This is a genomic window from Salinisphaera hydrothermalis C41B8 (genome assembly GCF_000732535.1).
In the GTDB taxonomy this organism is placed as follows: Bacteria; Pseudomonadota; Gammaproteobacteria; order Nevskiales; family Salinisphaeraceae; genus Salinisphaera; species Salinisphaera hydrothermalis.
The window spans coordinates 23,214-37,446 of the sequence record NZ_APNK01000022.1 but is presented as its reverse complement, the minus strand read 5'-3'; the positions used below and the strand labels follow the sequence as shown (position 1 = coordinate 37,446).

The following is a 14,233-nucleotide window of genomic DNA, read 5'->3' as shown; positions in this document are numbered from 1 at the left end:
CACCACCTTTCTCCGTAATACGGCACTTTTTAGTTAAAGTGTTGGATTATCGTTCGGCAATACACCGTGTGGAGCCAGGCATGCCGGCCACTTTTCGACATCTCGATGACGTTCAGGAAGCCTGCGGCCGTTGCTCGCTAGCACACCTGTGTCTGCCGTACGGGCTCGGAATCGACGACATCCAGAAGCTGGAAACGCTGGTGGATGTAGGCATACCGATTGCACGCGGCAAGGACCTGTTTAACCAGGGCGACGCGCTGACCGCGATCTATGCAGTCGGATCGGGCGCCTTGAAAACCTCGATGATCGACGCCGAGGGCCTGGAACAGATCATGGGGTTCTACTATCCCGGCGATCTGCTGGGCCTCGACGGTCTGGGCGATGAAGTCCATCACTGCACCGCGACAGCCCTCGAGGACAGCCAGATCTGTCGCATCCCCTTCGAACAGCTTGATCATCTGGTTGACGAAGTACCGGGGCTGCGCCGTCAGCTGATGCGGCTGATGAGCCAAGCGCTGTCCGACGACGAGCAACTGCTGCTCACGTTGGGCCGCAAGAGTAGCGAAGGACGGATCGCCACCCTGCTGGTCAGCCTCTCGCGACGGCGCCAGATGCGGGGACTGGACGCCTCTCCGGTTCGCTTGTCGATGAAACGGGTCGATCTGGCGAACTTCCTCGGCATGCGTATCGAGACCATCAGCCGCGTACTGCGCCGGTTGCAGGAGCGACATATTATTGCCCTCGACCGCGCCGACGTGATGATTCTGGATTTTCCGGCACTCGAAAACTGGGCCGCGCGCGGGGCCTGGGTGGCCGACCAGTAGCGACCGCCATCCCGGGCCGGGCGGCGCCGGTTCGCATCGAATCGCGATCCGGAATCGCCCCGCCCTACCGTGGCGCCCCAGGCGTCAGAACCGATAGCCGACTGCGGCGGTATAAACCCAGGGGTTGATGTCGAGATTCACCTTGGTGCGCCCCCCGCCGGCGGTTCGCACATGGGCGTTGGTATCGATCTGCAGGTAGCGCACGTTGGCATTCACCAGCCAATGATCGCCGATCAGATAATCGAGGCCGACCTGCGCGGCCGGGCCGAACGAATTACTCAGATCGAGGCTCGTCACACCGGCCGCTTTGGCCTGGTCGTCGACATGCTCATCGAAGAAGATCGTGTAGTTCATGCCCACCCCGACATACGGCGAGAAGGGTGTGCCGGTATTGAAGTGGTAATCGACGCTCAGTGTCGGCGGCAGGTGCTTGATCGAGCCCAGGCGGGTACCGCCCAGCGCGCCGCCTGACAGCGATACGTCGTGCTTGAACGGCCAGGCACCCAGCAGTTCGACATCGATATGGTCGGTCAGCATATAAGCCAGCGTCACGCTGGGCTTGACGTCATTGCCGACCGATACGTGAGTCCCCTGCAACGCCGGCGCCAGTGTCCCCGATTTGCCGTGGGTTTTCTCGTCGGGCACGACCCAGGTCGCGCCACCACGCACGATGATATCGCCGGCTTGCCATGCCGGCGCGGCATTCGCCGCGGTCATACCCAGCGCAAGCGCCAAACCGGCCCCGGCCCCGATGATGGTCTTCTGGTTCATGATGCACTCCCTGTATGAATGAATTCGGAAGTGAATCTAGGCCGGTGGCGACGACCGCGAATTGACACAGATCAACGCGCCGAGCGGGCGGCTCGAGCCGGCGCAAGTGCTTGATCTGGATCAAGCCGAACGCTGTTCGGCGTGGCACGATGGGGTGTTCGATCGACAGCCGAATCCCTCGCCATGAGCTACGCCAGTCTTCTCGTCCATGTTCAGGACACGCCGAGCCAGCCGGTGTTTACCGATACCGCGGCCGCGCTGGCCGCGCGCTGGATGGCCCGCGTCACCGGGTTGCACACGCATGTGCCGACCTACAACAGCTATATTGCGACCGGCGATTACCCGGTCGCGCCCTCGCCGACCATGATCGCGGAAGACGAGACCGCCGCGCGCGATCGCGATGCCGAGATGGCTCGGACATTCGCCAAGCGTGTCGAGGCACGACACGTGGCCGAGCACGACTGGTGCTATCGCAGCGCCGACCTGGCCGGCCTGCAAACCGCCGAGCTGATCGCCAATGAGGCGCGCGCGCACGACCTGGTCGTCATCGGTCGCCCGGCGCCCACGACACACGATCACACCAGCGCGGACACGCCGGCCATCGTCGCCCAGGCCTCGTCGCGGCCGGTGCTGGTACTGCCGGCCCACGACACACCGTTCACCGAACTCGGACGCCATATCGTGCTCGGCTGGAACGCATCGCGCGAAGCCCAGCGCGCCATCAGCGGGGCGCTGCCGCTGCTGCAGGACGCCGAATCAGTGAACCTGGTCGTGATCGACGACAGCCACGCGCTCGTTTCGCCGCATGGCGAGGAACCCGGCGCCGATATCGCCCTCTATCTGGCCCGACACGGGGTGCATGTCGAGGTCTCACGCCTCGAATCCGGCGGTCGCTCGGTCGCCGACTTACTGTGTTCGCATATCACCGAAACCGGCGCCGATACGTTATGCATGGGCGCTTACGGCCATTCGCGACTGCGTGAATTCATCCTGGGCGGAACCACCTACGAAATGCTGCGACGGCTACCGGTCCCAACGCTGGTCGGCGCTTAGAGCAGGGCCGCACGCGGGCTCCACAGCTGCGCGCACCAGTCCTATACTCGACCCACACGTCCACGCCGACCGTCGCATCCCAGCGCTCATGGAATACAAGGACTATTACAAGATTCTCGGCGTCGATCGCGACGCCGACGACGCCACCATCAAGCGCGCCTATCGCAAACTGGCACGCAAGTACCATCCCGATGTCAGCAACGAAGACGACGCGGCCGAGAAATTCCGCGAGGCCAACGAAGCCTACGAGGTCCTCAAGGACCCGGAAAAACGCGCGGCCTACGACCAGCTCGGCCGTGGCGGCAGCGCGCGTCAAGACAGCGCGGGCGGGTTCCAGCCGCCGCCGGGCTGGGATTCGAACTTCGAATTCCGCGGTGGCGGTTATACCGGCGCCGATGCCGGCGACTTCAGCGATTTCTTCGAATCCCTGTTTGGACGGGGCGGATTCCGCGCCGCCGGCGGCCGAGGCCCCGGTGCGTCGGCGGGCGGTTCAATGCGCGGCCAGGATCAAACCGCCCGCATCGCGCTCGATCTCGAGGACGCTTTTCAGGGCGGTCAGAAGATGATTTCCCTGCGCGTCCCGGAAACGGACGAGCACGGTCGTGTGGTCAATCGCGAGCGCACCGTGCGGGTGAACATTCCCAAGGGCGTGCGCGCGGGTCAGCAGTTGCGCCTCACCGGCCAGGGCATGCCCGGCCTGGGCGGCGGCGAAGCCGGCGATCTATACCTGGAAATCGAATTTCGCCCCCATCCGCTGTTTCGTCTGGACGACCGCAATCTGATGCTCGAACTACCGGTGGCGCCTTGGGAGGCCGCGCTCGGCGCCACGGTCAAGACGCCAACGCCCGCCGGGCCGGTCGATCTCAAGATCCCGGCGCGGTCCAATTCGGGCCGGCGGTTACGCCTGAAGGGGCGCGGCATGCCGGGCAAGACGCCGGGCGATCTGATCGCAACCCTGAAAATTGTGTTGCCCGAGCACCTCGACGACGAGACCCGCGCGCTCTACGAACGCCTGGCGCGCGAGAGCGATTTCAACCCGCGCAAGAAACTGGGGGTCTGACATGCAAGACACGCGCTACACGCTGACCTGCGAGATCGTCGAGCACGGCGAAACCCTGACACTTGCCCAGCTCTGTCGCTCCTGCGGCGTGCACGCCGAGTGGATTACCCTGCTGGTCGAGCACGGCGTGCTCGAACCGGTCTCCCCTAACGAGCGTCAGTGGCGATTCGCGGCGGCGCACCTGCCACGGGTACATACCGCACGACGTCTGGCTCAGGACCTGGAGCTCAATGCGTCAGGCATTGCTCTGGCACTGGAACTGATGGACGAAATTCGCACGCTACGCGGCCGGCTCGCTGCGCAAGAGGCCCGCGACGAGCAGCGCTAGACGACCGAGGCCGCTATTCGAGCCGCGAAGGGGTCGGCAGAGCGCCGCGCCGACCCCGTACTCCATCTCAATGCGCCAGCAACAACGGCACCGGCGGCGGCGCGTCAATCACATCGCGCGTCACACCGCCAAGCACCAGCTCGCGTAGCCGCGAATGACCGTAGGCGCCCATGCAGATCAGATCGGCGTTCATCTCGACCGCTTCGGTGAGCAGGGTTTCGGCGACCCCGACACTGTCGCTGTCGGCCCGGCGCACCTCGGCCTCGATGCCATGGCGCGCCAGATAGAGCGCGATATCGGCCCCCGGGTTGTCACCCAGGTCGCGGTGGGCGGAGCCTTCGGCATCGATCGTCAATACGCTGACTTGCTCGGCCCCGATCATCAACGGCAGCGCGGCCGTCGCGGCCCGGGTGGCCTCGCGGCTGGCATTCCAGGCCAGCAGGATACGCTGGCCCAGCGTGCGATCCCGGTCGGCCTCCGGCACCGCGATGACCGGCCGTGAAGACACGATCGCCAGACGCGCGGCCAGATCGCCGCCGCTCATCACGAGTGCATCGGCATAACGCGCGTGTAGCGCCAGCGTGTTCAGGGTTTCCCCGCGCACGAAACGCCATTCGTTGGTTTCCACCCCTTCGGCGCGACAGGCCGCATCGAACGCCTCGCGCGCGGCGAGCGTGGCCTCGTCCTTGCCACTGGCCGCCTCGGGGTCGATATCGGCGATATTCGGATAGGCCAGCGGATAGCGATAGTAGGGGGGCTCGTAGACGTACAGTCCGGTCAGATGGGCATCGAAACGCGCGGCCAGCGCGGCAGCCTGATTGATCGCGGCGCGATCCAACGAGACTTCCGTAATGGCGATGATCAGACTCTTGTAGCTCATGTCCGTTTTCCCCGAGTGATCCGGTATCGACCCGGCTTAAACGCCAGGCATGTCATCAGACTACCCCTCGGGGCCGTCGATAATCTGATCTGGATCAAGTTGCCGGCGTCAGGCTGCCAAGTTCACGGCGTCGAAATACCGATCGAGCAGCCGGATCTGACGCGCTGCGGTCGCGGCGGTCATCAGGTCCATGTACAACGCGGGATGCGGGGCCCTGCGCTCGCACAACCAACCGATGTGCTTGCGGGCCACCCGTACGCCCTGTTCCTCGCCGTAGAAATCGTGCACCTGCTCGACCAACCCCAGGACGATCTCGGCCTCGTCTGCCAGCCCCGGCTCGGCCACAGGCGGCCGGCCTTCGGCCGCCGCCGCAATCTGACGAAACAGCCAGGGACGCCGACAGGCCGCCCGGCCGATCATGAGGCCGGCGGCACCGGTGGCGGCCCGCACTTCTCGTGCCCGCGCGACCGAATCGACATCGCCGTTGGCCCAGACCGGAATCGACACGGCCGCGACCACTGCGGCGATCGTGTCGTATTCGGCCACACCGCGATAATGCTGGTCGCGCGTGCGGCCGTGCACCGCCAACGCCGCGATGCCGGCGCGCTCGGCCATCTTGGCGATCGCGACCGCGTTGATCCGGTCGGCCGAGACACCGGTGCGCATCTTGAGCGTGACCGGAACCGGCGAAGCCGCCACCACGGCATCGAGAATCCGGCCGACATGATCGATATCGGCCATCAGCGCCGAGCCGGCCGCCTTGCGACAAACCTTCTTGGCCGGACAGCCCATATTGATATCGATGATATCGGCCCCCGCGTCGGCGTTGACGCGAGCCGCAGCCGCAAGATCCGCGGCGTCACCGCCGGCGATCTGAATGATGCGCGGCGCCGGCTCGCCGGAGAAATCGAGCCGCAATCGGGACTTGCGCGTATCGCGCAGCTCGCTTCGTGCCGAGACCATCTCGCCGACCGTCACCGACGCCCCGAACCCGCGGCATACCCGTCTAAACACGCGATCGGTCACACCGGCCATGGGCGCCAGCGCCAATGCATTGGGAAAACGATAGCCGGCGATCTCCATGGGCGCGCAGTTTAGGGCCTGTTGCCGTTTGGTTCGAGCACTGCGGCGCAGACCGACATGATCGGAGATACCGGGCGGGCCCCGTTCATCTGCGAGCTGTTATGTTTGGCGGATCGTTCCGACGCCAGTACCGACCATGACTCTACGGCCATCGCGTTTCATCGTCATCGCTTGTCTCATGCTCGCCACGCTGATCGCTGCGGGCTGCTCCGAATCGCCGCAGGAGAAGTACAACGACGCCACCAGCAACCTCAACGACGCGAAGAAAGCGCGTAAACAGGCGCAGGAGAAAGTGGCGGACGCACGCGAGAAGGTTCAGGACGCGCAGAAAAACCTCAAGCAGGCGCAGAATAAACTTCAGCAAGCGCGACAGAAGGTGATATCAGCCACCCAGGCGGTCAACCAGACCGTCAGCGACGAAGTCCTGTTTCGTACCCTGCAGAAGAAGCTGCTGGACAACGACGAATTCTCCAAGTCCGCGATCTCGGTCGGCGTGAACCAGCGCGTGGTGACGCTCACCGGTACCGTGCCCGACCAGGACACGCGCAAGAAGGCGGTTCAGGCCGTGCGTAGCCAACCGGGCGTTGAGAGCGTCAACGATCAGCTACAGGTGTCCAACGGCAAGAACGACGCCTCGCAGTCCGGCGGCGGCGATACCGGTCAACACGACAACACCGGCCAGAGCGGAGCCGGTAACAGCTGATCGCTCGGGAGACGGCTGAAACCGATTGGCGTCAACGCCCAGGCGGACGCCGCCGGCGGCAGACGGGCGCTGAATCGATTGTACGAGCGGCACGACCGGCGCTTAAGCATGGATTCAGCGCTTTTTGTCTATTTTCGAGGCTCTACGAGGCTCGACCATGCGCAATTCGATTCGTCTCCTTGCATTCTCCGGCGCGATCGCCGCTGTGCTCTCGGTCTCCGCCTGCGCGAGCCGTAACGGCCCGCAGGTTGATCCGATCTTCAACGCCGTACCCGGCGGCCGATACGCCTGTGCCAACGCCACCGATGAGCGCAATCCGCTCGTGGGCAGCCTGACCAGCCCGGTGGGTCAAGCCATCGTGGGCGGTGCCTTGGGCGGCCTGGTCGGTAATCAGTTCGGCAGCCACACCGGCAAGGATATCGCCACCGGAGCGGGCGCCGCCGCGGGTGTGGCCGCCGGCGCCTGGAATGCCAACCGGATGGCTGAAAATCGCTATCAGCGCTGCCTGCAAAACCAGCAATCGGGGTACTGATGCGCTCGTTGCCTAGCGACATTTACCCCGGGTCCTCGATACCAGCCCTCGCCTCGGACCGCTGCGCCTTCATTCTCGCGGCCGCGTTGCTGATGCTCCTGATGTCGAACGGTGCGTTCGCCCACACCGAGGGGCACTCGATCCCGCCGCACATCGGCGCCCATGCGCTACAACACAGCCACGCGGGCGTCGCGGCCGGGCACCGCCGGAACGCCGACGGGCACGATGACTCGCAATCCGACCACCGGAAGCCGTCGTCGTCGCAACGACCGGCGATCTCTCCAGAGCAAGCCGCGCAGCGCGCGCGCAAGCGCTTCGGCGGCCGTGTGCTCAACGTGATACTGGAACAAGGACCGGGCGGGCCTTACTATCGGGTGAAACTTCTGGAACGCGGCCGCGTTCGCGTCGTGGACATCGACGCACGCCGCTAAGCGGTCAAGGCAAGGACAGTCGCCCATGCGAGCTCTGGTGATCGAAGATGATGTCGAACTGCGTACCCAGGTCTGCGAGCGGCTGCGCTCGGAAGGCTTTGCGGTCGACGAAACGGGCGAAGGCGAGGAAGGCCTGTTCTATGCCAAGGAATATCCGATCGACATCGCGATCATCGACCTCGGCCTGCCCGGCCCGACCGGCCTCGATATCATCGCCGAAGTCCGCGAAGCCGGGCTGGACTATCCCATTCTCATACTGACCGCGCGCAGCCGTTGGCAGGACAAGGTCGAAGGCCTGGAAGCCGGCGCCGACGACTACGTGGTCAAACCGTTCCAGCCGGAAGAGCTCTCGGCTCGCATTCAGGCGCTCGTACGCCGCTCGCGCGGCTGGGCGCAGCCACGGCTGGAGTCCGGCGATATCGTGCTCGACACCTCGCGCCAGGAAGTTTTTGTCGGCGAGGAATCGATCGATCTCACGGCTTATGAATATCGCGTACTCGAATACCTGATGCTGCACGCCGGTGAAGTGATCTCGAAGACGGCGCTGACCGAGCACATCTACGAAGAAAACGCCGAACGCGACTCCAACGTCATCGAGGTGTTCGTGCGCCGTCTGCGCGCCAAGCTCGACCCCGACGGCACGCGCAAACCCATCGAAACCCTGCGCGGCCGGGGCTACCGCCTGGCCCGCGATGACCGCCCGCGGCCGACCGCCGATAGCGCTGCACCGTGATGAATTCGCTGCGGGCGCGGCTTCTGGCCGCGACCGCGGTTCTGCTGGTCGCCTTTATCGGGCTGACCGGTGTCGCCCTTCAGACCGCGGTGCGGGAACGAGCCGAGCAGGCCGAGCACGATCGCCTGCAGGGGTTGTCGTACGCGCTGCTCGGCAGTGCGGATATCACCGATGACGGCCAGTTCAATCTGGCGCCGCGCGTATTGCCCGAGTCCGATCTGTCGCGGCCCGATTCCGGGCTGTATGCCATGGTGCTCAACGAGAAGAAGCAGATGATCTGGCATTCGCCGTCACTGCTGGGCAGTATCGACATGCCGAATCTGCCAGCGGTCGGCCAGTGGCAGGAAATGCGCATCACGCGCGGCAACGGTAATCAACTGCTCACCCTGTCGTTCGGTTTTCGCTGGGTCACCGAGGGCGGCAAGGATTATCGCTATACGTTGGTCGTGGCCGAGAACACGTCGACCTTCGTCAAGCAAATGCAACGCTTCCAGGGCGTGCTCTGGACACTGCTCTCGGTCTCCGCGCTGATTCTTTTGATCGTCGAACTGCTGATCCTGCGCTGGGGCTTGGCGCCGCTGCGCCGACTGGCGCGAAACCTGGCCAATCTGGAGTCAGACGACGATCGCCGGCTGCAAGGCGACTATCCGGACGAGATCCAGCCGCTGGTCAACAACCTCAACACCATGCTGGTCAACGACCAGGCCCGCCTGACCCGTTACCGCAACGCGCTGGGCGATCTGGCCCACAGCCTGAAGACACCGATGGCCATTCTGCGCGGCATCGCCGAGGACAAGACGCTGCCGGACGATCAACGCAGCGCCCTGCGCTCGCAACTCGCACGCATGAACGATATTCTCGACTACCAACTGCAGAAGGCCGCGGCGGCGGGCAAGCGCAGCCTGACACGCCGGTTGGCGATCGCACCGATCGCCGAACGCCTGGGCCGGGCGCTGACCAAAGTCTATGCCGAGTACGGCACCCGCTTCGAAATCCGTATCCCACAGACGCTGCAGGTGCCGGTCGACGAAGGCGATATCACCGAGCTGCTGGGCACGCTCATGGACAACGCGGCCAAGTACGGCAAGGATCGCGTGATCGTGGGGGCTCGGCGCAGCAACAAAGGCGTGCTGTCGCTCTGGGTCGACGACAACGGATCCGGCTTCGGCGAGGCCCAGCCCCAACGATTGCTCGAGCGCGGCGTTCGAGCCGACAGCACCCGAGAAGGCCAGGGTCTCGGCCTGGCGGTAGCCGCCGAGATCGTGCATTCCTACAACGGCGAAATCGAGCTGACCGGCAGTGACATGGGCGGCGGCCGGGTGCTGGTACGCATCCCGGAAAGCTGATCGGCGATACCGCCCGGTTTTCTTTTTATCTTTAACGGCACGGTAGAGTGACGCGATGAACAGTAATCACAATCAGACCCCGCTGAACCCCGAGTCGGCCAACCCGGAAGCACTGGATCACACAACCTATCACCGCGTGGTGGGGCCGGCGCTACGGGCCGCGGCCGAAACCGCTGCTAAGCGCGGGCATAAATATCTGTTCGACGACATGCCGGCCATGCTGGCCCTGGTTGACATGGTCACCCGGCTGGCCGATTTGTATCGTGAACACTATCCGGACGTTGCCACTGACCAGAACGACTGGATCGACAAGGCCGCGACCGCCGCGTGTGTCATGGTCTTTCAGGAAGCCGAGCTGCCCGCGGATGCCATTGGCCAGTGCCTGGCGGCACTCGAAACCGCTTATCAACAGGTGCATGAGCAATCGGTGCTCGACCCCGGCGTGCGTTATATCGCCATGGCCTGGTCGCATCTGGACGACGACGAACGCGAGGACGCTCACCATTGCCTGACCCAGGCCGCCGAGCACATGATCGCTGCGATCGAGACCTGGCAGAGCGAAGTCCACTGATGCGCCGGCTGATCCGCCTCGTCGTGCCGGCCCTGGCCTGTCTGGCCCTGGCCGGGTGCATCACCATCAACGGACCGTTCGGCGGCGGACAAAGCAACGCGCTGCACGAGACGCGCATCAGCGGCCACGGCCAGGCCAAGATTCTCTGGCTCGACGTGGACGGTTTCATTTCCGCCCATCCGTCCAGCCATGCCTTCGGTCTGGCCCGCAGCCCCTCCACGCTGACCGATATCAGCCGAGCGCTCGACAAGGCGCAGAAAGACGACCGGATCAAAGCCGTGGTGCTGCGTATCGACAGCCCGGGCGGCACGGTCGCCGCCAGTGATGAGATCTACCATCGCATCAAGCGCTACGAAGCACAGACCGGCGTGCCGGTGATCGCCAGCCTGGGCGGCGTCGCGGCCTCGGGCGGCTATTACATCGCGATGAGCGCCGACCGCGTCATCGCCGAGCCGACCACCATTACCGGCTCGATCGGCGTGATCATCGTCGACGTCAACGCGGCTGGCCTGATGCACAAGATCGGGCTCGCCGACACCAGCGTCACGTCCGGACCGCATAAAGACATCATGTCGCCGCTGCGCGCCCCGAAGCCGGACGAGCACGCCATCGTGCAGCGCGTCGTCGATAGCCTGTACCACCGTTTCGTCTCGGTAGTCGAACAGAATCGACCGCATGTCGATCGTTCCAAGATCGACATGATCACCGATGGCCGTATCTTCGCCGCGCCCGAAGCAAAACAGCTGGGCCTGGTCGATGCCATCGGGCATCGGGACGACGTCATTGCCGCCGCGCGCCGGGCAGCCGGCGTCAGCCAAGCCCGTGTAATCCGTTACTACCAAGGCAAGCGGGCACCGGACACCCTGAGCGCGGCGGCCAACACCGACGTCGGATCGGCGAATGCCGCCGCCGGCTGGCTGAGCGCGCTCGGCGCGAGCGGCCGCTTCGACGGACCGGAACCGCTCTATCTCTGGCGGGGCAGCGCCCAATAGAGCGGCTTGCCCGCTCCAGGCGCTACTCGCAGCGCCTGGAGCGGGCGCGTACAGCCTCTATACCGCCCTGGCACTCAATCGGGCGACCCGCGCGTCGTAGACAATCCGCGCATCGAAAACCGCAGGAGCAACGCGGCGCCCGCGATCAGGCAAACGCTGCCTGCACACACGAGCGCCAACATTGTGCTCGAGTGCACGAATAGCCCGGCCGCCATCACGACCAAACCGATCGCCATCAGCCACGGAAAGACATACCAACGACGATCGCGCCGTCGGAGTATCAGGGCCGTGGCGATATTGACGAGCGCCGCGACTGCGGCCATGAGCGCGATCAGCCCATTAACCATGGGCGCCGCCGCCCTGAACCATCGATCGGCGAGCGGTGCCGGCCGCCAATGTGACCGGCCAACGCGTCGTATATCGCATCTCAGCCCAGCGTCTGTCCCGGCGTGGCGTCCTCAAGCTGCGGCATGGACGTGAGATGCGCAATGGTCTGGCGGATATCGGAACCCAACAGCCGCAGCGCATGCTCGGCCAGATGCCGCAGTGATTCGTCGATGTACAACTTGTTGCCCTCGGGCCGCAGCAGTCCGGCCTTGACCAGGGTCTGCAGGTGGTTGCGGAACAGACGCGCATCGAAGAACTCGGGGCTGTTGCGGCCAGTGAGCAGCGCCATGCGCTCGGCCATGAGCTGACATTGGCGCTCGAAGCGACCGCGCTCGACCACGCCGACTTCGAGGTTGTGGCTGAGCAGCATCGCCGTCATGGCGTAGCGCTCCAGCGCCTCGCGCATGATCCGCGCCAGGCTCATCAGCGCGGCAAAGGTCTGGGTGCCGGCCACGGGACGCCGCAAGGCGCCCTTCTCGGTCCGCGACAACAGGTCGCATTCGATCATGCCCTCGATCGCGTCGACGAGCGCATCGCGGCAGGCATCGACCGGCCAGCGCAGGAACAACTCGGAGGCCAGCAACGGATAAAGCTCGGCGGCGTCGTCGAGCAATGCTTTTTCGTTGCGCTGCTCGAAATGCGCAAAGAAATTGGCGATCAGCGAGGGCAGCGCAAACAAGTGCATCACGTTGTTGCGCGTATAGGTCAGGAGCACCGCTTGGCGCGAGTCGACGGTCAGAATATCGCCCCAGGCATGCGGCGCCCGGATCAGTCGCATGAGCGGCTCGGCCTCGGCCAGCAAGGCGGCGCCATCCGGCTCCGGCGCGCTGGCGTCGTTCGAATACGGGCAGGCATGCGCGAGCCGGGCCAGCAGTTCGAGGCTATGCACCATTTCGTCCTCGGCCACCGACTTCTGCGGCGCGCCGAGCAGAATCAAACAGGCCAGTCCGGTCGCGTTGAGTGTCGCCGTGGCATTGATGCCGCGCATAACGTCGTCGGCCAGCGCATCGGTGAACTGCTGCAGCCATTTCGGCCGCGAATCCACGGCGAGATCGGTCATGCGATCGCGCCAGTCCGGCAAATGGTCGTCGGCAAAGCGCTGTAGCTCGATCGGCTCGCCGAAGGACACGAACACACGGCCATATTTGCGTTTGAGCACCCGTGTGGAGCCACGCACGAGATCGCCCATGGTCTCGCCTTTCTTGACGCGGGTACCGCGCAGCTCATCGAAATAGCCCTTGACCTCCATCACCCGGTCGTAGCCGATATAGACCGGCACCACGGCCACCGGCGCGTTGCCGCTGGAGGCCAGGGCGCTGGCCACGGTCATCTGCAACATGCCGGTCTTGGGCGCGAGCAGCCGCCCGGTGCGGCTACGCCCGCCCTCGGGATAGAACTTCATGGGCTGGCCGCGCGCGACCAGGGTCTCGACATAGGTCCGGAATACAGCGGCATAGAGCCGGTCACCCTTGAAGCTGCGCCGCAAGTAGAACGCGCCGCAGCGCCGCAACAGCCCACCCACCGGCCAGAAGTTGAGATTCACACCGGCCGCGATCTGCGGCAGAGCCAAGCCTTCCTGATACAGGATGTACGACAGCAGCAGATAATCCATATGCGAGCGATGGCTCGGCAGATAGATCACCTCGCGGTTGCCGTGCGCCGCCTCGCGCAGGCGCGGCAGATGCTTGACGTCGATACCGTCGTAGATCCGGTGCCACAGCCAGGTCAGCACGCGCAGCATGAAGCCGATCGCGATGTTCGAGTAATCGGCGGCGATCTCGTCGGCGTATTCGCGGGCTCGGACCCGGATCGCGGCCACATTCTTGCGCTCGCGCCGGGCGGTCTCGGTGATCTCGGTAACGACCTTGGGATCCGCCATCAGCGTATCGATGAGCTGAGCGCGCCGCGACACGCCCGGGCCCAGCGTGGCCGCGCGCTGGCGTCGGAAGTGCACGCGCAGTACGCGCACCAGCTTGCGTACCAGCGCGCCCGGCGTGGCCGACGCGTCGACCACGTTGCGATAATCGATCGGCTGGCCGAAATGCACCAGCGTATTGCGCCCGTTGGCGGCCACGATCAGGATCTTGCGCAGCCGACTCGATCGCTCGGAATCGGCGAACAGGATCCGAAAGATCGAGGTTTCCTGAACCGGATTACGCCCCCAGAACACCGACACCGGCACCAGTTGTACATCGAAGCTATGGTCGTGCAGTCCGCGGGTGACGATGCGTTGTAGTTCCGAGCGTTGGCGCGAGCGCCCCACCGGTAGCGCCAGTACCACGGCCCGTTTGACGGTGGGCGGTCGATTGCCTGCCAGATAGGGCCGCGGCATGCCATGGGCATCGCAGACCGCTTCCAGGGCGAGCCAGTCGAGCAGGCTGGCAACCGGCAGCACGTAGCAGACCGGCTTGTCGAAATCGATCGCCAGCTCGTTGAGATCCGACGGCGAGACATGCGTCCGGATCCACGCCCGCAACGGCCAGCGCACGAGCGGCATGAAGATCAGCAGGACACGCAGAACGAATCGAAGCATGGCGGC

Annotated in this window: 16 protein-coding genes; 11 read left to right on the top strand and 5 right to left on the bottom strand. The window is 64.8% G+C overall.

Going from position 1 to position 14,233, the window contains the following annotated elements; genetic code table 11:
• The first annotated feature begins 80 nt into the window (after positions 1–80).
• Positions 81–824 carry a helix-turn-helix domain-containing protein gene (locus C41B8_RS13265; protein ID WP_051883503.1) on the top strand — a complete coding sequence of 248 codons (744 nt, stop codon included), beginning with the start codon at positions 81–83 and terminating at the stop codon, positions 822–824.
• Between the two features lie 84 nt (positions 825–908).
• On the opposite strand, the gene C41B8_RS13260 is transcribed toward C41B8_RS13265, so the two are convergent.
• Positions 909–1,595, bottom strand: a complete 687-nt coding sequence (locus tag C41B8_RS13260; RefSeq protein WP_037339066.1) for an OmpW/AlkL family protein — start codon at positions 1,593–1,595, stop codon at positions 909–911.
• Positions 1,596–1,778: 183 nt separating this feature from the next.
• Here C41B8_RS13260 and C41B8_RS19685 point away from each other — a divergent pair, with 183 nt between their 5' ends.
• The 3 genes from C41B8_RS19685 (at position 1,779) to C41B8_RS13245 (ending at position 4,036) form a co-directional block, all read left to right on the top strand.
• A complete protein-coding gene (locus C41B8_RS19685; protein WP_051883502.1) occupies positions 1,779–2,648 on the top strand; it encodes a universal stress protein in 870 nt (289 codons plus the stop codon).
• An 88-nt stretch (positions 2,649–2,736) separates the two neighbouring features.
• On the top strand, positions 2,737–3,708 hold the full coding sequence (locus C41B8_RS13250) for a DnaJ C-terminal domain-containing protein (RefSeq protein WP_037339065.1): 972 nt from the start codon (positions 2,737–2,739) through the stop codon (positions 3,706–3,708).
• A gap of 1 nt (position 3,709) precedes the next feature.
• On the top strand, positions 3,710–4,036 hold the full coding sequence (locus tag C41B8_RS13245; protein ID WP_037339063.1) for a chaperone modulator CbpM: 327 nt from the start codon (positions 3,710–3,712) through the stop codon (positions 4,034–4,036).
• Between the two features lie 67 nt (positions 4,037–4,103).
• Here the strand turns inward: C41B8_RS13245 and C41B8_RS13240 are convergent, their stop codons facing one another.
• Both C41B8_RS13240 and dusB read right to left on the bottom strand, forming a co-directional pair.
• Positions 4,104–4,916, bottom strand: a complete 813-nt coding sequence (locus C41B8_RS13240) for a universal stress protein (protein WP_037339061.1) — start codon at positions 4,914–4,916, stop codon at positions 4,104–4,106.
• Positions 4,917–5,024: 108 nt separating this feature from the next.
• Positions 5,025–5,999 carry a tRNA dihydrouridine synthase DusB gene (gene dusB / locus C41B8_RS13235; protein ID WP_037339059.1) on the bottom strand — a complete coding sequence of 325 codons (975 nt, stop codon included), beginning with the start codon at positions 5,997–5,999 and terminating at the stop codon, positions 5,025–5,027.
• Between the two features lie 136 nt (positions 6,000–6,135).
• Between dusB and C41B8_RS19680 the strand changes: the two genes are divergently transcribed.
• The 7 genes from C41B8_RS19680 to sppA all read left to right on the top strand — a co-directional run bounded on the left by C41B8_RS19680 (position 6,136) and on the right by sppA (position 11,307).
• On the top strand, positions 6,136–6,702 hold the full coding sequence (locus tag C41B8_RS19680) for a BON domain-containing protein (RefSeq protein ID WP_051883501.1): 567 nt from the start codon (positions 6,136–6,138) through the stop codon (positions 6,700–6,702).
• Between the two features lie 157 nt (positions 6,703–6,859).
• On the top strand, positions 6,860–7,234 hold the full coding sequence (locus tag C41B8_RS13225; RefSeq protein ID WP_037339057.1) for a glycine zipper 2TM domain-containing protein: 375 nt from the start codon (positions 6,860–6,862) through the stop codon (positions 7,232–7,234).
• Positions 7,234–7,665 (top strand): PepSY domain-containing protein, encoded by a 432-nt coding sequence (locus tag C41B8_RS13220; RefSeq protein ID WP_037339055.1) that lies wholly within the window; start codon positions 7,234–7,236, stop codon positions 7,663–7,665. Before C41B8_RS13225 ends, C41B8_RS13220 begins: the two co-directional genes overlap by 1 nt.
• A gap of 25 nt (positions 7,666–7,690) precedes the next feature.
• Complete coding sequence (locus C41B8_RS13215) at positions 7,691–8,398, top strand: response regulator transcription factor (protein ID WP_037339052.1); 708 nt, start codon at positions 7,691–7,693, stop codon at positions 8,396–8,398.
• On the top strand, positions 8,398–9,744 hold the full coding sequence (locus C41B8_RS13210) for an ATP-binding protein (protein WP_037339049.1): 1,347 nt from the start codon (positions 8,398–8,400) through the stop codon (positions 9,742–9,744). The genes C41B8_RS13215 and C41B8_RS13210 overlap by 1 nt, the downstream gene beginning before the upstream one ends.
• 55 nt (positions 9,745–9,799) lie before the next feature.
• Complete coding sequence (locus C41B8_RS13205) at positions 9,800–10,315, top strand: hypothetical protein (protein WP_037339046.1); 516 nt, start codon at positions 9,800–9,802, stop codon at positions 10,313–10,315.
• On the top strand, positions 10,315–11,307 hold the full coding sequence (gene sppA, locus C41B8_RS13200; protein ID WP_051883500.1) for a signal peptide peptidase SppA: 993 nt from the start codon (positions 10,315–10,317) through the stop codon (positions 11,305–11,307). Before C41B8_RS13205 ends, sppA begins: the two co-directional genes overlap by 1 nt.
• Before the next feature lie 74 nt (positions 11,308–11,381).
• Here the strand turns inward: sppA and C41B8_RS13195 are convergent, their stop codons facing one another.
• Both C41B8_RS13195 and plsB read right to left on the bottom strand, forming a co-directional pair.
• Complete coding sequence (locus tag C41B8_RS13195) at positions 11,382–11,654, bottom strand: hypothetical protein (protein ID WP_037339042.1); 273 nt, start codon at positions 11,652–11,654, stop codon at positions 11,382–11,384.
• An 80-nt stretch (positions 11,655–11,734) separates the two neighbouring features.
• Positions 11,735–14,227, bottom strand: coding sequence for a glycerol-3-phosphate 1-O-acyltransferase PlsB (plsB, locus tag C41B8_RS13190; protein ID WP_037339039.1), 2,493 nt, complete (start codon positions 14,225–14,227; stop codon positions 11,735–11,737).
• Positions 14,228–14,233 lie beyond the last annotated feature (6 nt).